Genomic DNA, 20799 nt, shown 5'->3' with positions numbered 1-20799 from the left:
TGCATCAGTTGGACTGAATAACAAGTTAAGCGACTTCTCTCTGTTCATGAAATACTCATTGAGCGAAGGTACTGACAAATTTTATCCAATTCAGAGTTAGAGCCTCTCCCCTCAAATGAAGTTAAACGATCTCGAACGTTGATTTACCACTAGATTGAACGGTGTATCCCTGTTGGCAGCTATTCACTAGATAAACAACTCCTACATTAAAATTAAGAAACACGAACTAAAAAATAAGGTAGACAATGTCACGCAAAAAATTCATGGAATCCTACGGCGCAACTAATCGTAATGCTCGTTATGGATGGGCCTTTGTTAATCACGAAAAAAAGGAAGTATATTTTGGTGCTTGGGATGTCAATACAGACCGAGAAAGATCATTGATTTTTTCTATGGACTGGGAGTTCAATAACGAAGGTCGGAGGGTTAATGCATTTGGCGAAGCTCTTGAGTACATAAAACTGGTGGAGAATGAAGGTTATTCACTAAGAACATTTCCAATAATTTGGGATGAAGATAACGACGGTTATGCGGATACAGGCAGCGCCAAAATAAAAGAGTACATAGAAGAAGTCTCTGAGATGTCCTTCGAGGTCATTGGCAATGATTACTATGCGATCGGTAACCATAAAGCAAAGTACTCAAAAATGCCTTTACTCAACGTAGCGCAAGATGTTAACGGCATATTCAGCACTACTACCGATAAGACAGAACGTGAAAGCTTAGTGCTCTCGCGTGTTGGGCAAGGACAATTTAGACAAAACGTTATCAACTCATGGGGAAATGGTGAATGCTGTGCGTTAACTCTTACAAGTGTACGCGAGATTTTGATTGCATCTCATATAGTACCTTGGTCAAAATGTGAAAGTGATGAACAGAGACTTGATGGCGCAAATGGTATCTTGCTTTGTGCCCATATTGATAAACTATTTGACGCTCACTTACTAACCTTCACAAAAAAAGGCTCGAAGTATATATCGCAGTTATCGCCAAAACTGAATGTTTCTTTACTGAAAGGGCTAGGTATTCAAAGCGGAGAAGAACTTTGCTCTGAAGAACTAAGCGAAGTTCATCGCGATCGATTTGAAAAGTATTTAGAAGCACATAACAACGAGTTCAACTTCAAGATCTCGCAGACAAAGTAAACTAACACCTACTCCACTATTTAACGTCTCGGCCCCCAAAGGGAATCAACTAAACTTATCGATGAGAACTTCCCCAAACAAAAAGGCCTCGCACACGCGAGGCCTTGTTTTATCTGCGTCCCAACGAACAAGCAGCTAGAAATTTACGATAGTAAAACTAAATTAACTCGAGAGCCATTCATTCAGTACTTTGATGAATTTAGGGTTAATGAGATAACCGATGGAAGCGTGCGGATTGCTCTTTCCGTTACGAATATTGAGATTGTAGACTGGGTGGATATCTTTCATTCCGCCGGGTATCAGATCCAGTTTGAGCATATCCTTAAAGTCATTTCTAATTTTGCTGTCATGAGAGATAAAATCATCTTCTGCCGATATGTTTATCCATTGCTGAATGTTTAAAGGGTACTTTTTCTCATCTTTCAAGCGGCTCCCCTTTAGCCTATCTTTTACATTTTCATCTCCTAACGGCGACCCGAGCGTCAGCAATAAGTTGACCTTCTTGTCCGCACCATAGTCATGCCTATACTCTCCGTAATGAGACAACTTCCACAGCACGTCATAACTGATCATCGACCCGAGACTGTGCGATACAATCATCACATCATCCTGATTATCAAGCGCTTCCTTCAGTTCAACCATTAGCCGATGCCTAACATCGCTGCCAAAATAGGTATCTTCATTCCAATAATGCGTCATATCCGGCGCGACCTTCGTAATGAGTGTCTCAGCCACACCTAGCTTTCCAAATATTGATGAAAAAGTATCTGCTAGCGCCTCTTTGAGAAAACCAATTTTAGATACCTTGTTATACGTTGTTTTATTGAACTGGCTTGTCTTGTACGTTTTGAGTTCAGACAGCGCTTGTTGTCGACTTGCAGGGTCTTCCGTTGGTTTCTCTAACAATGTGTTCGATAGTTCACCGTAATAGACAAACCGTTTATCGACATCTTTAAAAGCTTGTAATGAACTTGAGTATCCACAATCTCGCTGCAAGCCATGTTCTATAGCCTCGTACCAGAGTGCTTGAAGGGGAGCTTTATCGGGCTTTTGAGCGCGACCATGAATGAATATTATTTTCTTAGCCATAGCAGGACGTCCTAAACACATAGTTAAAGTGATTGTCAGTAGAAAGCACCACTAGATTCGGTCAGCCCTTACCAATAACAGTGGTGCTGATTACATATCTAGGGGTGGTTGATAGAGCATTTAATATAACTATGAGGCTGTCGTTTAAGGACCATAAACGAGTGAAAGACGCGGGTATGACTCGCAAATTGAAATGAATGTATCTAGCAAAATCTCCAACGAACAAAAAGGCCTCACACACGCTAGGCCTTAGTTTTATCTATAGAATGATTACATCCATCCTTTAACAGCTACAGCGCCCTACTTCACTGACTCCACCGCTTTGATCAACCTTGCGTTGAACTGCTGTGGTTGCTCTAGCATTGGGAAGTGGCCTGAGTCTTCGATGTAGTAAAGGCTGTAGTCCTTGATGTGTTTCTTGTTCGCTTCTGAATCAGTTGGCCATAGTCGACGAGCGTTAACCTATAAAGTAAATAGGGCGCTTGCGAATTATGTAGGAGCATTAACCAATCCATTCTATCTAATGATTGGAAGAACACTTCACAAAAGTATAATTTGTCGACATCTAGTAAAGCTACTTCTCGCCATAAATTAAAGTGCGTTATAGCCTTCAGTGACTTTGTTTATCGCTGAAACAAATCCAATAGCTGATAGTTGAACGTTATTCCATTGTACATACTTACCATTGATAAATGCTTCTGCTACGAATTTTGTCCCTTGAACTGATTTGGGGATTTCAGTGCATTGTGTCGTGCCAATTCGACTAGTAATAAATCGCACAGCTTGTCCGTTAATACGATGGATTTTTTCTTTCGATTCATCACATATGCGATCATTAGGATCTAACCATAACGTCGAAAATCCGATCACAATTTGATCATTGTTCTCAGGCCATGCAACCAAAGAAGTTCCTGAGCCAGAAAATATGTTGTAGTCAATTTGAAGTAATGCCACGTTATTTGTATTTACTTCCCACTTTGTAGCTAGGTCATCTGTAGACTGCTGTGAATCAGCCGAAATAACCCGCTGCTCAGCATTTTCTATTTCTGTTTTTTGTGGGTAAGCGTTTTGAACAATACTCGCCGCGTTTCGTTTCACGCATGAAGACCATGAGCTTGGGCCTAAGGAGCGAGGACATGTGTCATTGATCCAAGCTTGACTAGATGCATCAAGTGATAAAAGTCGACTCTCTGGAAAGTCATCATCAAATGCTTTCAAATTCCTATTAACACAAGAGGCCCATGAACTAGGACCTAAAGAACGAGAACAGCTATCGTTTATCCATCGACGCTGCGACGAAGCTGAGCTTTCCAATCTCTTATCAGGAAAATTATTCCTAATTGCTTTTACATGTCGATCAACACAGGAGTTCCAAGATGCGGGCCCCAAAGAAGCTGGACAAGAATCATGGATCCAACTCCTGTATTCCGGTTTAATCTGATTTAATTTAGATTGCGAGGAGTTAGCATAAGCCAAAGATGGAATAGTTAAAACTAGAGTAATGAAAAAGCGAGTGAGCATAACAACTGTCGATTTTAGTTAGTCAATTTAATACTACAATACTACCATTTATTTGAGGTGTTGTAAGGTACACAATGGTAAGCTCTGATTAATGAGCTTCTCCAGTAACACTAGACACTCGTCCAAACTAGATCTTCCGTATTCCGATTAGTACATATGAACTAAATTAGAACCTCCCCCTTACACGCAAGGCCTTTCTCCATCGAGCCAAACCGTCCTACTTCACTGACTCCACCGCTTTGATCAACCTTGCGTTGAACTGCTGTGGTTGCTCTTGCATTGAGGAAATGCTCTGAGTCTTCAATGTAGTAAACGCTTTTAGCTTTTGTGTGTTTTTTATTCAACTCTGAGCCCATCGACCCTAAAACTTTCTTGCTAAAAAGGTAGAAAAATTTATAGTATTTTTTAGATAAAGTTGAGAATCGATATGTCATTACAGAAAAAACAATCCAAAGTATCACTGAACATCAAAATCTCATCAGACTTAGATGTTCGTCTTAAACGAGCGAGAAAAGCAGCGCGTGAACAAGGCTTAATGTTCAACGTATCTCAAGAAGTTGAAAAGTTTCTTGAGAAGGAAATAAAGAAAGTGGAACGCCAGCTATCAATCGATGAAGCGATTAAGAATAATCTCGAGGAACTTGGTGGGCTTAATATAGATAAAATAATGAAATCAATGGATTAATCATAATACCGACATGTATTGATTCACTTTTGAATGACGAACGATAACTAATTTTGGAGATAATTATGGGCACAATAATTGGACTGTTAATTTTGGCTGGTATCAGTGTATTCCTAAAGCGCCAAACGGGACTTCATTTGCATGAGTGGATTGCAAAAAAATACAAAGAATCTCAAGACAAAAAGTAATGGACTCTATCAGATTGACAGGCTCCATCGATTTAACTTAAAAAACTAAGGCCCCGCAATCTCGAGGCCTTAGTTTTATCTATAGAATGACTACAACCACCCTACTTCACTGACTTAACCGCTTTCATTAAGGTTGTGTTGAACTGCTGTGGTTGCTCAAGCATTGGGAAGTGACCTGAGTCTTCAATGTAGTAAATGCTGTAATCCTTAATGTGTTTCTTGTTCGCTTCTGAATCGGTTGGCCATAGGCGAGCGTTCACTAAGATTACTGGCACATTCACGTTCTCATACACGCGGTGGGCTTCACCTGTCACGTATTGGCCTAGATAATGGCGGAACTGGTTTATCGCGATAGCTGGCGGTGCTGACGCCATGTCTTGCGTTACCCAGTAAAGTAAATCTGCGTCTACGTCTTTTGGTAGCGAGTCTTTCACGAACGCAGTAATGCCCGCTTGGAAATCTGCTTCAAAAGGTTTGGTCATTGCATCTAGGTCACTTTGTGAAACCGCTAGTGCGACGTTTTGCGATGTATCGACACCAATAATGCCCTTCACTCTTTTCGGCATCAGTTTAGCGGCTTCTGCAATAACACCACCCGCCATGGAATGGCCGACTAAGATGACGGATTCGAGTTGTTCTTTCTCGATTACCGCTTTGATATCTTCAGCGAATGCGACCATGGTGTACTCTTCGCGATTGAACGATGAGTTACCGTGCCCTGCTAAGTCCATAGTGATCACTTGGTACTGCTTTGAAAACTCACTCACTTGGTTTTGCCAAAGCCTGCTGTCTAAGCTCCAACCGTGAATGAAGATCAGCGCTGTATCCCCACTCCCGCTTTTGCCATACGCAATTTGCTCACCATCGTGAGATATCGCAATACCGTACTTAACCGTTGAATCATGAGCCATGGCATTAAAGCTACCAAGCGCCATGAATACCAAAAGTGTGATGTTTAGAATTAAACGTTTCATAGTGTCTCTCTACTTACTTTAAAGGGAACGCAGAAAGCGCCCCTCTCAATCAATATAGTCACTATAAAGTGTGAAGTTGTAGACGGGTCAAGAGCAATTTAGATAAAGAACTCTTCTGCCGTGGTGACTTGACCAACTCATTTTTGCCCCATTCCGAGTTTGCGTAACAAAATCGTGAAAAATTTAATCTGAAAATTCCCCAACTTTTTCTAATGGTTGTAATATCTATGGACGCGTAACAATATTGGAACTAATTCAATGAGAGCACCATTTCAGGTACTTATATTCCCATACAAATTTGAAATGGAAGACCCCATATTCCTGATTGCTTGCCGCACAGACAATGGTGAATGGCAGGCAATTTCTGGTGGTGGTGAAGATCATGAGTCTTTGCTTGAAGCTGCAAGAAGAGAATTATATGAAGAAACCTCGTTAACAGGTATTGAGTGGGTTCAACTAGATTCTATGTGTATGTTACCGCGAGTGTTTTATTCTGGTCATGAAGAATGGAGCCTTCACCCTTATGTGATACCAGAATATTCATTCTCAGTGCAGGTTTCGAGTGAGCCACAGTTATCTTCGGAACACACAGAGTTTCGTTGGTGTAAGGCATCTGAAGCGAACGAGCTTCTCAAATATGATTCTAATCGAATAGCTTTATGGGAGTTATCCGAACGACTTAAGTGCCATCCCATAAATAGTTAGAATCGAATCTGTCCAAGAACTTCTCAGATTGAATTTTTACCCGTGGCACACAATTTAGCGTCTAACAAGTACTATGTATCCGTACACAAAAAAGATTTAACTACAGGGAGAAGAAGAGTATGAGAGTTCGTATTTCTGGAAGTAGTTCTGATACCGCCGAGCTACTGATGGGGATCAAAGGGGCTGCTAGACGCATTCGGTTTGACTCAAGGAGGGACCGATTTAATATCCCCCACAGTCTAAAAACTAGTATTCGTAGAGACTTAAATGCCAACTATATTAAGGTCAATGGTGAGAATATCGCTATTGCAACGCAGTACCCTTATCATCACCAGTTGGAAGCACATTTACAGTTATTGGTAGATAATAGAACCCCAGTATTAGTGGTGCTAGCAAGTAATAAAGATATTGTAGAGGATCAAATGCCTGACTACTTTTCTGTTTCGGGTATCTATGGGGCTATAATGGTGACTTCAACTTTAACTGGTAAAGTGGATCTTACCGATTCGATTGAAGCTAAAACTTACAACCTCGATATAGATGGTTATCAAACAAACTTAACAGTACCAGTGATACACGTTCATAATTGGCCAGATCACCACACAATCACCCCAGCGAATACAGAAAAGCTGATTATCATGATTGAGTCGGTATTGCTGGAAAGGAGAAGTTTTTATACTAAGCGCAAGAGTCGTGCGGTCGATGACCCAGATAAACTACTACCGATAGTACACTGTCGAGCTGGTGTTGGAAGAACTGGGCAAACAATTGCTGCAATGGCAATGCGTAAACACCCTAAGCTAAGTTTGGCTTCAATCACCAAAGATTTGAGAGTGTCACGCAACGACTACATGATACAAACTACTATTCAGATGGAGACACTTGTGCAAATTGGTCTTGAAGCTAAAAATAAGGACTTTGGTGTTGAGTAGCCTGCACTATATGTCGAATGGTCTACGCCTTTGATACTGGACATAAAGTTAACGATTTACCATACCTGTCTTTATTAATAAATTTTTAATTTAGGGAATTCGCTGACAAACTTTTGTCCAATAATGAGTTAGCATCCGTTTCCTGATCTAAAAAAGCCTCGCAATGCGAGGCCTTTGGTTTTCTATCTATCAGAAGAGATTACCGATTTCACGTCTTCGGCTAATGCAACCATGGTGATCACTTGCTACTGCTTTGAAACTCAATCACTTGGTTTTGCCACAGCCTACTGTCTAAGCTCCAACCGTGAATGAAGATCAGCGCTGTATCCCCACTTCCACTTTTGCCATACGCAATTTGCTCACCATCGTGAGATATCGCGATACCGTATTTAACTGTTGAATCATTAGCCATGGCATTAAAGCTACCAAGTGCCATGAATACCAAGAGTGTGATGTTTAGGATTAAACGTTTCATAGTGTCTCTCTACTTACTTTGGAGGGAACACAGAAAGCGCCCTCTCAATCAATATAGTTACTATAAAGTGTGAAGTTGTAGACGGGTCAAGTGTGAGAATTGGCTTTATACTCGGTTGATGTGAAACATTGCAGCTATCAAAATAGAGTAGCCACACCAGATATGGCTAATGTGTCGCTAAAATGGCGTCTGCCATCATCTTTTTCATCTGATAGCAGTTACATCAAAACCTATTACTGGCTCTACTATACATAGCTACTGTTAGAATAACTTGTTTATACCTGTGCTAGATCAATTTAAGACACAGAATACGAAATAAAGCATTGATCATACTAAATAAAGTTGAGATATTAAACAAATTGATTATCAATTAAGTGAAATGCAAGAAGTGGCAATTGAAGAGAGTGGATTCGTTTATACGTCTTTCGAATTTTTAGTAGAAAATGCAAGCGTGATATTTAGCGGTATTGGCGTTGCTGCAATGGGCGGGATTTATAAACTTTCCCAAGGAAAGAAAGACAACCAAAACACTGAGACAACTAACAAAAACTCAATCACAAACAATATAAAAATTGATGTTAACTCTCAGTCTAAAGAAACAAAAGAAGCACAAGAAAGCCTTTCATCTCCGCTGTCAGATAGTAGAGTCAGAGAAATAAAGAACAACACTAAAATCCTTTTTATAGATGATGATACTCGATTTAAAGTTGTGAAAATTTTAACAAAGTCGGGATGGGTTAATACTAAGTTAGTTAAAGATATAGATAGCCTTGATTGCCATAACGTACTTGATGCAAATATAATTTTTGTTGACGTGCAAGGTGTCGGAGTCGAGTTAAATTTCAAGGAAGAAGGACTTGGTTTAGCTGCCGCGCTAAAAGAAAAATATCCGGATAAGAAAATAATAATTTACTCTGCAGAACAAAAGGGAGATAGGTTTCATGAGGCCTTACGAAAGGTCGACGACTTTTTGGCAAAAGATGTAGACCCTTACCAATTTACTTCTCTAGTCGAAAAGTTTTCGGGAATATAATATGAGTTTTTACTATAAAATTATTGATCACCAAGAAAAGACCATTGTTGACAAATTACCAAGTAACTATTGTCAATTAATGGAAGAAACTATAGATTTATGCTCTAGCAAGAAAGTTAATCTATTCGGATCAAATATTAGATATATAAAGATCAGTAATGATAAATATACTATATTCGCATTAACTACTAAGCCTCAATATATAAAAAGCAGTAGGAAATTCAATACTGAAGTACAACTAATTCTAGACTGTATGGATGATGCAATTAAGTTTAGAACTGACTTTATAAAAAACACCCATGATCATACCAACCGATTAATTCACAATTTAGTAACCTTAAATGCACATAATATGCAAGAGGTTTATTCAATCATTCCACAAGAAGTTCTTGCTGACAAAAGGAATAAACAGTGGAAAAAAGTTATTACCGAGTATGTTCAAGATGACCTATCAGAGGCAGCATTATCTTTGGTAAGAATAGCAAAAAACAGTCTCAAAATGAAAACAGAGATTTCTGTTTATGACTCTCTTAGAAACGGCACAGTGAACTTAGAAAAAAAGAATCATCATATTCATAGAGTTTTGATGAATTTATTTTATGTGTTTTTCCCTGATTTTACAGACAAAGAAGTACTAGTCGATGTAGAAAGGACAACTTTACAATCTGTTTTTGATTACGAAACGGTAACCGTTGCTTTGTATTATATACTTGATAACATTGTGAAATATATCAAGCCTAATTCTGACCTGACTGTGTCGATAGATAAAGAACAGTTCTCATCTAAAGTATCGATAACCTTTGATATGCTTAGTATTAAAGTAGATGAATCAGAGCTAGAAAAAATATTTGAAGAAGGGGTTTCTGGAAAGTATGCTGCAGACTGTGGAAAAGCAGGGCAAGGAATTGGTATGGGTCGAGCTCGTGAATTACTTAAAATTAACGATATTGAAATATATTTTGAACCAGTTAAAGATACGGAATTCAACCAACTTCAATACTACTATCAACGTAATCTAGTAAAAATAGTACTATGATTTTGCTATAAAAATCTGCATAAAATAAAGTCCCAATAATTTATTATTTAAATTATTTAACATTAGGAACTGAAGAATATTACTGGCTTAGACTTAGAGATACCAGAAGTTACCCTAGGATAAAGTTGCTAAATTACTTCCATACCCCGTCCACCTACGGGTTGCGGTAAACAAAAAGGCCTCGCAATGCGAGGCCTTTGGTTTTCTACCTACCAGAAGAGATTAGTCGCGAAGTGCTGCGCCGAATTTCTCTGAAATTGAAGCTACGATAGCATCTACTGAACCAGCGATGTCTGCATCTTCAAGTGTGCGCTCTACAGACTGTAGGCTAAGTGCGATTGCTAGGCTCTTCTTACCTTCTTCAACGCCTTGACCAACGTATACGTCGAACAATTTAGCGCCTGTTAGGAATTCGCCACCAGCAGCGATACACGCTTCAACGATGTCGCCAGAAGCGACTGCTTCGTCAACAACTACTGCGATATCACGACGGTTTGCAGGGAACTTAGATACTGCTACTGCTTCTGGAAGCACGCGAGTGTTGATAGCTGCCCATTCGATTTCGAATACGATAGTACGGCCGTTAAGACCAAACTTACGCTCTAGTTCTGGGTGAACAGTACCAATGATACCCACTTCTTTACCGTTAGCCATAATCGTAGCCGATTGACCTGGGTGAAGTGCTGGGTTGCGCTCTTTTGCTTCAGAAGAAAGAGATTTGAAGCTGTATGCGATTTCGTTAGCAGAAAGCTCAAGAACGGCTTCTAGGTCACCTTTAAGATCGAAGAAATCTACAGTGTTAGTTGCAATGTCCCAGTGCTCTTCGCCACGAGTACCAGAGATAACGCCCGCAAGCATCATTTCTTGGCGCATGCCGTTTTCAGCCGTTGCTTCAGGGATGAAACGTAGACCTGATTCGAATAGACGAACGCGAGACTGTTGACGCTTCTGGTTGTGAACCACGGTGTTTAGAAGACCTTGGATTAAGCCAAGACGCATAGCTGACATGTCCGCAGAGATTGGGAATGGCAGGATTAGCGGCTCAACACCAGGTACAACAAGTTTTTGCTGTTCTGGTTCTACGAAGCTGTATGTGATTGCTTCGTGGTAGCCACGGTCTACAAGAAGGTCACGAACACGCTTAAGCGGTTGGTTAGCTTCTTTGTGGTCATTCATTTTAAGTGCCGCTTTAGGCGCTTGGTTTGGAATGTTATCGTAACCGTAGATACGACCTACTTCTTCAATTAGGTCTTGCTCGATTGCGATATCAAAACGCCAAGATGGAGACGTTGCCGTCCAACCAGCTTCAGTCGTCTCAACTTCACAACCTAGGCGAGTAAGAATTTCCACTACGTCTGTAGATGGGATTTCGTGACCTAGTAGGCTGTCTAGCTTAGCGCGACGTAGAGCAACTACGTTTGCTTTAGGAAGATCAGTTTCAGATTCGCTGCCGTTTACTGGCGCAACTTCACCACCACAGATTTCAACTAGAAGCTGTGTTGCACGCTCCATTGCTGCTGCTTGAAGTGTTGAATCAACACCACGTTCGAAACGTAGAGAAGAATCAGTGTGAAGGCCGTAAGCACGCGCGCGACCACGGATGTGATCCGGTGCGAAGAATGCAGCTTCAAGAAGTACGTCTGTTGTTTCAGTAGTAACACCTGAATCTTGACCGCCAAAGATACCAGCGATTGCTAGTGCTTTGTTTTGGTCAGCGATAACAAGTGTGTTGCTGTTTAGTTCAGCTTCGTTGCCATCTAGAAGTGTTAGCTTTTCGCCCTGCTCTGCTAGACGAACCACGATACCGCCTTCGATCTTAGCTAGATCAAATGCGTGCATTGGTTGGCCTTGCTCTAGCATCACGTAGTTTGTGATGTCTACAACTGGGTCGATTGAACGGATACCACAACGACGCAGTTTTTCTTGCATCCAGATTGGCGATTCCGCTTTCACGTTTACGTTCTTAACCACACGGCCAAGGTAACGTGGACAAGCATCAGTTGCTTTGATTTCAACAGATACTGTGTCTTCAATACTTGTTGCAACAGCGTCAACTGTTGGCTCTGTAACGTCTGCGCGGTTTAGTACGCCAACTTCACGAGCAAGGCCACGGATGCTGAAGCAGTCTGCGCGGTTTGCTGTTAGGTCTACGTCGATAGTTACGTCGTTAAGCTCAAGAAGCTCACGTACGTCCATACCTAGCGTTGTACCTTCAGGCAGCTCAAGGATGCCGTCAGACTCTACGTCGATACCTAGCTCAGAGAAAGAACAAAGCATGCCGTGCGATGGAACGCCACGTAGTTTTGCTTTCTTGATTTTGAAGTCACCAGGAAGTACTGCGCCAACTGTTGCTACTGCTACAGTTAGGCCAAGACGACAGTTAGATGCACCACATACGATGTCTAAAAGCTCTTCTTCGCCGATATCAATTTTAGTTACTTGTAGTTTGTCTGCGTCTGGGTGCTGACCGCACTCAACCACTTTACCTACTTTAACGCCGGTGAATTCACCAGCAACAGGTTCTACATCGTCAACTTCCAAACCAGCCATAGTGATTTGGTGAGCTAGCTCTTCGCTGTTAATTGCAGGTTTAACCCACTCGCGTAGCCAAGATTCACTGAATTTCATAGTTTTGACTGCCCCGGATTACTTGAATTGTTTAAGGAAACGAAGGTCGTTCTCGAAGAACGCACGAAGGTCATTTACGCCGTAACGAAGCATCGTTAGACGCTCTACACCCATACCGAATGCAAAACCAGAGTATTTCTCAGGGTCGATGCCAACAGAGCGAAGTACGTTAGGGTGAACCATGCCACAACCTAGAACTTCTAACCATTTGCCATCTTTACGTTTCACGTCAACTTCAGCTGAAGGCTCTGTGAACGGGAAGAATGAAGGACGGAAACGCACTTCAACTTCTTCTTCAAAGAAGTTACAAAGGAAATCGTTAAGAATGCCTTTAAGTTGTGCGAAGTTTACGTTCTCATCAACTAACATACCTTCCACTTGGTGGAACATTGGCGTGTGAGTTTGATCGTAGTCGTTACGGTAAACACGACCCGGAGCAATGAAGCGGAATGGCGGTTTGCCGTTTTCCATCGTACGGATTTGAACACCAGAAGTGTGCGTACGTAGCATTAGATCAGGGTTGAAGAAGAAAGTATCGTGATCAGTACGAGCTGGGTGATCGTCTGCGATGTTTAGTGCATCAAAGTTGTGGAATGCATCTTCGATCTCAGGGCCAGACTCAGTGCTAAAGCCAAGCTCACCAAAGAACTGTTCGATACGCTCAACTGTGCGAGTAACTGGGTGAAGACCACCGTTCTCAATGCGACGACCTGGTAGGCTCACATCGATAGTTTCTTCAGCTAGTTTCGCTTCAAGCTCTGCACGTTGAAGTGCGTCTTTGCGAGCTGCGATCGCTTGTTGAACAGCACCTTTCGCTTTGTTGATCTCTTGACCAGCAGTGCGACGCTCTTCAGGTGGAAGTTTACCTAGGCTTTGTAGTTGAAGAGTTAGTTCACCCTTCTTACCTAAATACTGAACTCGCACTTCATCAAGTGCGACTAACGAATCTGCTGTATCAATAGCAGTCGTTGCATTAGCAATGATCTCTTCTAGATGTTGCATCATTTCCTCATCTACCAGTTGGTAGTGTCCGTATCGGATGATTAGTTTTTTTAGATAGCTACACATAGTAATCAAACACGCTACCAATGCCAAATTGAATCGCTAAAAGAGCAAGTTATTGACTAAAAACACGGCAAATTTAACAGGATATTAATGAGGAGTAGGAAGAAGTGGAACAATTACAGGTTCCACTCCTTAATTTGGAAGCGAATCGCGCTCAAAAAATAAAGCGAGCTAGGTTTTAGATTTAAAGTAGCCTGAGCGCTAAAACTGACGAGAGCTATGGTTCTAAATCTTAAGTAAATCGAGATCTAAATCTGAATTGAACAAACGCTGTTCTTCCCCGCGTTTTTCGCTAAATAAACGGACTCATCAGCCGCTTTAATCAATTCATTCATGCTTTCGAATTCTTGGGTCATTTCAGCCACACCGATACTAATGCTGCCAATCCAAGCTTGGTTGCCGGTTTCGACCTCTAATTCAGACACTTTCTGGCGAGTCGTTTCTGCGATGTGCATGCCCCCTTTAAGATCGGTATCAGGGCAAATCACCAAGAATTCATCGCCGCCTAATCGGCACACAATATCATCATTACGGAATGTATTTTTCAGTTCGCGCGAGAGGGTTTTTAGCACCAAATCACCGGCATCATGACCACTGGTGTCATTAATGCGCTTGAAGTGGTCGGCATCAATCATAATGCACACCAAAGGCACGCCAAGTTCTTTGGAGTCTTGCCAATGCACGGCTAACTGTTTAAAAGCGCAGCGGCGGTTAGGCAAATTAGTGAGTGAGTCTGTTAAGGACAGTTCTTCAAGTTTCTTATTCGCTTGTTTTAACTCTGCCGTACGTTCCTCGACTTTGTCTTCGAGTAACTGATTGAAGCGTAACAACTGTTTGTTGCGTTCAGAGACCTGCTCAAATAAGCCTTTAAGCGCGGCTAATAAAGGGATGGTTGACGAGTCTTGCTGCTTTTCTTCTGCTTCAAAGGCTTGGAGGGGTGTTGCACCCTCTTCTATCGCGGCCACTTGTCGCGCCATGTTTTGGTCGATGCCGAGGATGTGATAAGCAAGCCAATGAATGAGGAAGTCCAGTAGCTGACGTGCTGACGCCTGATCTTCTTCCAAGATGAAAGCTTGCATGCTGTAGATATCTTGCATAAACACACGATGCACTTTGATGTGCTCTTCAATGTGTAAGTCATAGAGTCCGCAATCTCTCATCAAAGATTCTTCTTCTTTAAAATGAAATTCGGCATAGCGTGTGAGATCGAGTAAAGCGACGCTCATGTCGTCTATAGAGATCGTATTCTCTGACAACAGGTTTCCGTAGTGATTGATAAAACCAACAAGGTATTGATGTTGTTCGTCTACGACACCAATGCCTGTTTCAAAGTTTTTATCCCAATTAAATGAATTCATAAATCCCTTAGGGCCGATACCACCAGCACAACTTACATGCATATTCGGAGGTTATAGAGGTTCGAAAAATATAACCATCTTACCTTTGGGGCTTTTTGATTGTTTGATCCACTTTATAAAAAGACGACGTTGAACATTCTAAATATGGCTCATCTTAAATTTGAGACGCCCCCTCTAACAAGAACGTCTCATGAAGCTAATATTAACTTTTCGGAAATGCCAATTTTTTGGAAACGCTAGCTTGTTGGAAATGCTCACTTTTTGTAAAGACTAAAAATAGTATTCCAACGCCATTTCAACAAAGTCGTCCTTACGCGCAAAGAACAACAAGTCTTCTGGGGTTTCGTTCTCAAACAACCAAGCGTTCAATCGCCACTTGAGGTTGTTGTTGATACGGCTTGAAGCTTCGAGCTTTGCACTGTAGACATCGCTGTTATCTAAGTCTTGAGTGATGCCTGTAAGCACTTCGGTGCCGTCTTCATCGTTCAAGGCGAAACGCGCACCAAGGAACACATCGTTTTGACCTATGGTTTGGGCGTTGTTACCTCGGCTGTCATACAGGTATTCAGCAATGAAGCCGATGTCCCAATACGATTCAAGCGCCCCAACCCATGTGTATTCAAAGCCTGTCGCGACGCCTGTGTGGTTGTCGTAGCTGTCGCGATAAATGCTTTCAAGCTTCCATAACCAGTCACCAATAATGCCTTGTACATCGAGTCCGAAGTGCTGCATTTGCGCGTAATACGGCTTGAGTTCATTGCCCTCTACACGGTAATAAGGGTCGCGATTTGTGCCGCCTAAATAGCTTAAACCGACATCCCAATCACCGTACATTTGGCTATAGCGCAGCGCTACATCAACGTGCTTTTCTTCTCTCGAAGATTCGTAAAGCGCATCGTCTGAAACGGGAACGGGCGTTCTTAACCGACCATCTTCCCCTGCGAAGGTACGCTCACGAAAATACGGCAATAACATGGCATCAATGGTTCCCCAGTCTTTGATCGAGGTGAAGTGCACCATAGGCTGACCTAACTTAGATTCACCATCGACCGATTCAATAGCATCGGTTTGGTTTACCACATCCACCAAGTGCGCCGATTCGGTTACGCCCCAAAACACCTTGCCTACACCGGCTCGCAGTTCATAATCATCCCAATAATTGAGATACAGAGCTTCACGAACGTCGCCATGGGTGCGCTCATCATCTTCGCTGTCTAGGCGATAAAACGGCGTGAAAGTAAAGCTGCCGTTGCCCTCTTGTTGCTCCCAGTAAAATTCTGGTTGCAACACCAGTGAGCTTTGTCCTTTATCTTGCCCTTGCAAACCGTCACTAAAGAACTGCCTGTGTTCGAGGTTAACCTGCCCTGCGAGTTCTGGTGTGACTTGTTCTACGAACTCAGAGCTAAAACCAGCCGCCACACATGGCAACGACACCTGCATTAACCCAACTGTCGCCGCCAAAGTTAAAGATAACTGCGTTCCTGTTAACACAATCCTTTTCATATTCTTGCCTTACTTTGCACGTTTAAGTGTGTTTTTTTGAAAATCCTTGTCCTTAAGACCGGTCTGGAAGGCTAAATCTGTCGTCGTTAATACCGTGCTTTTGCCTGTTTGGTGGTTTTGCATCGACATAGTGTGTGCGCGCCAGTATTGGTTTAGGTATTGTTTGTAGTCTTGGAACGAGAGGGTTTTGAGTAATGCGCCTTTACGGTCGTAAAACTCCACTTGAACTGGGCGGTAATATTGTTGGTCTAGCCATACTTTTTGCATGGTGTAGCCAGAGTTTTTATCGGTCGGAACTTGCTCCAATACAAAGGTATCCACGCCTTCAATTTTGGCGTCTTCAATGTAGTTGAAGGTGTACTTTCCTAACTCGAACGAGCTCAAATCTTCGTAAGCAAATTCACTGCCCATAAACGGGCCCGATTTGTTGCGTGAAGAGATGCGTTTTACACGCTTCAATGCAGGCAGATACAACCATTGGTCATCGGATTTAGTGATGTGTGAATGGTTCAAGAAAGCCGTGCCTTTTACGTCGCGTGGCTCATCAAAAATCGTCAGTCCTTTATCGCCATCGTCATCCACTTCTAACGATTTCAATCGCATTAGGCGTGTACTGCTTTCGCCCTGTTTATTGCGAAGCAGCATTTCCATGGTCGCGACAGAATCGCCCCACCCCATATCAACGGCTTTACGTTGCTCGGCAATTTCTAGGCCTTTCGCAGGGTCGGCTAACGCAGGGAAAGCTAATACCGCGCCCATACTGAATAATGTAGTAACGAATGTTTGTTTAACGCTTTTCATAAATTTCTCCTTGAGTCAGCCCACCGTAGCAGGCTGACGATTCCTTATTTGGTTGAAGCAGACAGTTCGGCAGTCGAGCTAGGCTGTGGCTTGGTGTCAGGGTTGGATTCGCGCTGAGGGTTATCTGAATAGTGAGTCTGTTTATCGAAGATCATCAGCAAGCTTGGTAACAAGATGAAGTCGACCACCAGCGCAATGAAGATCACAATCGCGCTGAGTAAGCCCATATCGGAATTGAGTCTGAAGCTCGACATCGCTAGTACAGAGAAACCAGCCACTAACACAACTGTGGTGATCCACAACGCACGGCCAACAGTGTGGAAGGCGTAACGAACGGCTTCTTCTGCTGATTTCCCTTCCATTCTTGCGCGTTGGTATTTACTTAAGAAATGCACTGCATCATCGACCACGATACCCAATGTAAGCGTGACTACGACCGACAAACCCAAGTTGATTTCACCTGAGATCAACGCCCACAAACCAAAGCCGATAATTGCCGGGGCAATGTTTGGCACTAGGCTGATGATGCCTAAGCGAACCGAGCGCAATGCGAAGATCATCAGGCCAGAGATAAGCACTAAGGTAATAGGCAGAGTTGAGAGCATGCTCGCCATGTTGGTTTCGCCGATGTGAGCAAACATCAGTGATGGGCTCGATGCGACCACTTCATACTGAGGTGCATTAGCCGCAAACCATGAGTAGATGCGTTCTTCGAGTTCCACCAATTCCACACTGCCTAGGTTGTCCACCGTCAGCACCATTTTGATCGATGATTTATCGACATTGATTTGGTTGTTCAAGTCCAAACCGTACGGCAGAGACATTTCGTAAAGCAGTAAGTATTGCGCGGCGAGTTCACGGTTAAGTGGCAGTTGGTAGTAACTATCGTCATCGCCATGCATGTTCTTGTTCAAACGCATGTAAACATCGGAAAGCGTGGCCACATGGTCGGTTTCTGGTTGTACGCGTAGCCAATCGGTAAAGTCACCAATCGCTTGCAAGAACACAGGATCAGCAATCGCTTGAGACTCATTGGTTTTCACCGCAATGCTAATGGTCGTCATGCCGCTTACAGTCTGTTCCATGAAATCGGCAGCTTGTCTGAATTCACTTGAGGTATCGAAATACTTCACCGATTCATCATTCACTTTGTTCAATGGAATTAACGCGGCAGCGCCAACAATCACTAAGGTAGAAATCGGCAGCAGTGCTTTGCGGTTCGCTACGACAAAATCACCGAGCTTATCCATGAAAGTGACTTTGCTTTCCGCGGCCTCATTGGCTGGCAGAGTTTTGACTGGCAATAGCTTTAACAGCGCAGGCAGCATAGTCACAGAGAGGAAACACGCGATGATCACACCCAATGCCGACAAGTTACCGAAGTCTCGCAATACTGGAGAATCCGACATGTTCATCATCAAGAAACCAATCGCTGTGGTGACAGAAGTAATTAAGATCGGCATCGCATTCAACTTGATGCTGTATTGAATGGCTCGTGCTTTCTCCATCCCACGCTGCATGGCTTGTCTCATGGTCACAATCACGTGAACACAATCGGCAACTGCAAGAGTAAGTACCAAGGTTGGAACGTTAACCGTCGCGGTGCTGAGGAACATCCCCGCCCAGCCAGACAAGCCCATGGTCGCGACAATCGAAGAGATAATCACAACTAAGGTAGCCACCACGCTAAAGAACGAGCGCAACATAAAGGTAAGGAACACCAACACCACCAACAGCATTAACGGCACGAGTGTTGAGCTGTCTTCTTGAGCCGACATCATAAACGCGTTGTTCATGGCAATGATGCCTGCCTTGTGGAACTCGACGCTCGGGTAATCGGCTTGGTACTTGGCGATCATAGTATTGATAGCCGCGATCACTTCTTGCACTTCGGCGGTTTTATCCACTTCAGGCAATTGCACGGTGACGTTAACAATGGTCACGTCACCAGAGGCTGACACTAATGCGTTTTTAAGCAGTGGCTCGTTGAGGGCGATCTGTTTAACTTTGGCAATTCGCTCGGGCGTGTGCTCGTATTCTTCATACAGCAGGTCTTCGACCAAGAGGTCGTCTTCAACCGCTTCGGTATGCTGATAATTAGCAAGCGAATCGACACGGCTTGAGTACGGGATCTGCCACGCATCGACCGTGAGATTTTGAATTAGGGTAAGGGTTTCTGGGGTGAAGACATTGCCATCTTCAGGTGCAACAACAATCGCGAGGTTGTCGGTTTTTGCAAAGGTGGTTTGGATTTCGTCGAACGCCATCAACTGTTTGTTTGTGCCTTCGAAGAAGATGTTGTAGTCCCCTCTAAAGTAGAGGTTCTTCGCACCAAAAGCAGAAAGCATGATGATTGAAAAAACCACCAGCAAAACGATAAACGAACGTTTGGTCGGTATTGAGTGCCAACTGTTATCTAGATTATGAGCCTGTTGACCTGAGTTGAACGACTGACTCTCTAAATCGGGGTTTTTAGTTAAACCGAGGTTACTAGCTAAATTGGGCTTCTGGCTGTCATGTTCCATCACAGTCTCCATTTGTGACGATTCGTCATAGTTGTGTCTTAAAAAGCCAGCCGAAGCTGACAAAAGACACAATTCTTAGTCATACACTCAAGAAAACCAAAACCACGTTAGGCTAAACTTAAGTTTATGACGAATCGTCATAAATGGTTATTAATAAACCCACATGAGTGGGCTTAATGGAAGCTTATCGACCTACTGATTCTAAGTAAGTGATTTCTTCACTGAACAGCTCTTGTTCTACACGACGCCAAGTTTTTCGGTAATCCCAATCGCTAGAAAGGGGTTGCCAATTTAGGCCGTCTAGAAGCATGTTCGCGTTATGTAATACTGAATACGGGTCTTGTAACCGCTTGATACAATGACTGTTTGATGCGTTTTGCGACAAGGCATTTGAACCAAATGCGATTGACCAGTTTGCAAACACGATAGCATCTGAACCCACACCAGAAGAGAACTTTAGGTCACCCGCTTCTACTGCTTGGTTAACCATAGAATCGGCTTGTTCAATCACCAATTCTTCCAGTTCGTTCATCTCGGTTACACGTGCACTAGACGCTTTCTCTAGTACCCACGGGCTTTTCGCCATGATCGCACAAGTTGATAGTACCGGTTCCATGCGAGCATAGATTCGGTAAGCAACGTGCAGTGCGACGATCTTTTCACGTGTGTTGCCTTCAAACTCTCCAGAGCGAGCAAACATCAATGCCTCGGCCTTTAAAGAATGAATACACAAAGCTAAAACCACGTCTTCTTTGCTGCAAAAGTGATTGTATATCGTACCTTTAGAATAGCAGCTCGCGGCCGTCAGCTTATCCATCGTGAGGTTTCCGAACCCTTGTTCTCGAACCAGATCTTTTGCTAACAACATCAATTCTACTTCTCGGTCTGCGATAGACTGCTGCTTTTTAGACAACACGCCTTTGCAACCAAAGATACCTTGTTTATCGCCTTTACAACTAAAGCCAAACATAATTTTTCAGTCCGTATATGAGCTTAGCCGTTACCTAAGCTTCGCCAGTATTTAAAACGCTCCTATCCAATATATTAACACGAATGGTAAATTCATGTAGCTAACCATTTTGTGACGCTTCGTCATTTCTGACTTATCGTCATAATAGCGCAAATATTGATCATAT

The 20799-nt window shown here is 42.8% G+C and carries 17 protein-coding genes and 2 pseudogenes; 6 read left to right on the top strand and 13 right to left on the bottom strand.

All coding sequences use genetic code 11. The annotated features are described in order from the left end of the window. Window positions 1-245 precede the first annotated feature (245 nt). Entirely contained in the window at window positions 246-1145 is a 900-nt protein-coding gene (locus tag AC3CKG_RS06520) for an HNH endonuclease (RefSeq protein ID WP_488529030.1), read from the top strand. A gap of 162 nt (window positions 1146-1307) precedes the next feature. Here the strand turns inward: AC3CKG_RS06520 and AC3CKG_RS06515 are convergent, their stop codons facing one another. The 4 genes and pseudogenes from AC3CKG_RS06515 to AC3CKG_RS06500 all read right to left on the bottom strand — a co-directional run bounded on the left by AC3CKG_RS06515 (window position 1308) and on the right by AC3CKG_RS06500 (window position 4099). Next, on the bottom strand, window positions 1308-2234 hold the full coding sequence (locus tag AC3CKG_RS06515) for a hypothetical protein (RefSeq protein ID WP_488529029.1): 927 nt from the start codon (window positions 2232-2234) through the stop codon (window positions 1308-1310). A gap of 300 nt (window positions 2235-2534) precedes the next feature. Further along, window positions 2535-2696: pseudogene (locus tag AC3CKG_RS06510) on the bottom strand (alpha/beta fold hydrolase); the annotation flags it as partial. Window positions 2697-2825: 129 nt separating this feature from the next. Continuing rightward, window positions 2826-3332: a hypothetical protein gene (locus AC3CKG_RS06505; RefSeq protein WP_133151026.1), complete on the bottom strand. Its 507-nt coding sequence runs from the start codon at window positions 3330-3332 to the stop codon at window positions 2826-2828. 584 nt (window positions 3333-3916) lie between these two features. Beyond that, entirely contained in the window at window positions 3917-4099 is a 183-nt protein-coding gene (locus tag AC3CKG_RS06500) for a hypothetical protein (RefSeq protein ID WP_488529028.1), read from the bottom strand. A gap of 83 nt (window positions 4100-4182) precedes the next feature. Here AC3CKG_RS06500 and AC3CKG_RS06495 point away from each other — a divergent pair, with 83 nt between their 5' ends. Further along, on the top strand, window positions 4183-4440 hold the full coding sequence (locus AC3CKG_RS06495; RefSeq protein WP_102327656.1) for a hypothetical protein: 258 nt from the start codon (window positions 4183-4185) through the stop codon (window positions 4438-4440). A gap of 289 nt (window positions 4441-4729) precedes the next feature. Here the strand turns inward: AC3CKG_RS06495 and AC3CKG_RS06490 are convergent, their stop codons facing one another. Then, a complete protein-coding gene (locus tag AC3CKG_RS06490; RefSeq protein ID WP_488529027.1) occupies window positions 4730-5602 on the bottom strand; it encodes an alpha/beta fold hydrolase in 873 nt (290 codons plus the stop codon). 258 nt (window positions 5603-5860) lie between these two features. Between AC3CKG_RS06490 and AC3CKG_RS06485 the strand changes: the two genes are divergently transcribed. Both AC3CKG_RS06485 and AC3CKG_RS06480 read left to right on the top strand, forming a co-directional pair. Then, complete coding sequence (locus AC3CKG_RS06485; protein WP_102276189.1) at window positions 5861-6307, top strand: NUDIX hydrolase; 447 nt, start codon at window positions 5861-5863, stop codon at window positions 6305-6307. A gap of 119 nt (window positions 6308-6426) precedes the next feature. Continuing rightward, window positions 6427-7239 (top strand): protein-tyrosine phosphatase family protein, encoded by an 813-nt coding sequence (locus AC3CKG_RS06480; protein WP_488529026.1) that lies wholly within the window; start codon window positions 6427-6429, stop codon window positions 7237-7239. A gap of 185 nt (window positions 7240-7424) precedes the next feature. On the opposite strand, the pseudogene AC3CKG_RS06475 reads toward AC3CKG_RS06480, so the two are convergent. Next, window positions 7425-7714, bottom strand: a pseudogene (locus tag AC3CKG_RS06475) (alpha/beta fold hydrolase); the annotation flags it as partial. Window positions 7715-8093: 379 nt separating this feature from the next. Here AC3CKG_RS06475 and AC3CKG_RS06470 point away from each other — a divergent pair. Further along, entirely contained in the window at window positions 8094-8747 is a 654-nt protein-coding gene (locus AC3CKG_RS06470; RefSeq protein ID WP_488529025.1) for a hypothetical protein, read from the top strand. Between the two features lies 1 nt (window position 8748). Next, window positions 8749-9783, top strand: a complete 1035-nt coding sequence (locus tag AC3CKG_RS06465; RefSeq protein WP_132940718.1) for a histidine kinase — start codon at window positions 8749-8751, stop codon at window positions 9781-9783. A gap of 222 nt (window positions 9784-10005) precedes the next feature. Here the strand turns inward: AC3CKG_RS06465 and pheT are convergent, their stop codons facing one another. The 7 genes from pheT to AC3CKG_RS06430 all read right to left on the bottom strand — a co-directional run bounded on the left by pheT (window position 10006) and on the right by AC3CKG_RS06430 (window position 20633). Further along, window positions 10006-12411, bottom strand: a complete 2406-nt coding sequence (pheT, locus tag AC3CKG_RS06460) for a phenylalanine--tRNA ligase subunit beta (protein WP_488529024.1) — start codon at window positions 12409-12411, stop codon at window positions 10006-10008. A gap of 18 nt (window positions 12412-12429) precedes the next feature. Further along, complete coding sequence (pheS, locus tag AC3CKG_RS06455; RefSeq protein ID WP_004734764.1) at window positions 12430-13413, bottom strand: phenylalanine--tRNA ligase subunit alpha; 984 nt, start codon at window positions 13411-13413, stop codon at window positions 12430-12432. Between the two features lie 311 nt (window positions 13414-13724). Continuing rightward, complete coding sequence (locus AC3CKG_RS06450; RefSeq protein ID WP_488529023.1) at window positions 13725-14834, bottom strand: diguanylate cyclase; 1110 nt, start codon at window positions 14832-14834, stop codon at window positions 13725-13727. Window positions 14835-15104: 270 nt separating this feature from the next. Next, a complete protein-coding gene (locus tag AC3CKG_RS06445) occupies window positions 15105-16337 on the bottom strand; it encodes a hypothetical protein (protein WP_108193976.1) in 1233 nt (410 codons plus the stop codon). A gap of 9 nt (window positions 16338-16346) precedes the next feature. Beyond that, entirely contained in the window at window positions 16347-17138 is a 792-nt protein-coding gene (locus AC3CKG_RS06440) for an outer membrane lipoprotein-sorting protein (RefSeq protein WP_099166777.1), read from the bottom strand. A gap of 44 nt (window positions 17139-17182) precedes the next feature. Continuing rightward, window positions 17183-19726 carry an efflux RND transporter permease subunit gene (locus AC3CKG_RS06435; protein WP_488529022.1) on the bottom strand — a complete coding sequence of 848 codons (2544 nt, stop codon included), beginning with the start codon at window positions 19724-19726 and terminating at the stop codon, window positions 17183-17185. A gap of 121 nt (window positions 19727-19847) precedes the next feature. Next, a complete protein-coding gene (locus AC3CKG_RS06430) occupies window positions 19848-20633 on the bottom strand; it encodes a TetR/AcrR family transcriptional regulator (RefSeq protein WP_017109714.1) in 786 nt (261 codons plus the stop codon). Window positions 20634-20799: the final 166 nt, after the last annotated feature.

Source organism: Vibrio sp. QJM3NY_15, assembly GCF_057785995.1.
This window is presented reverse-complemented; position numbering and strand designations above follow the sequence as displayed.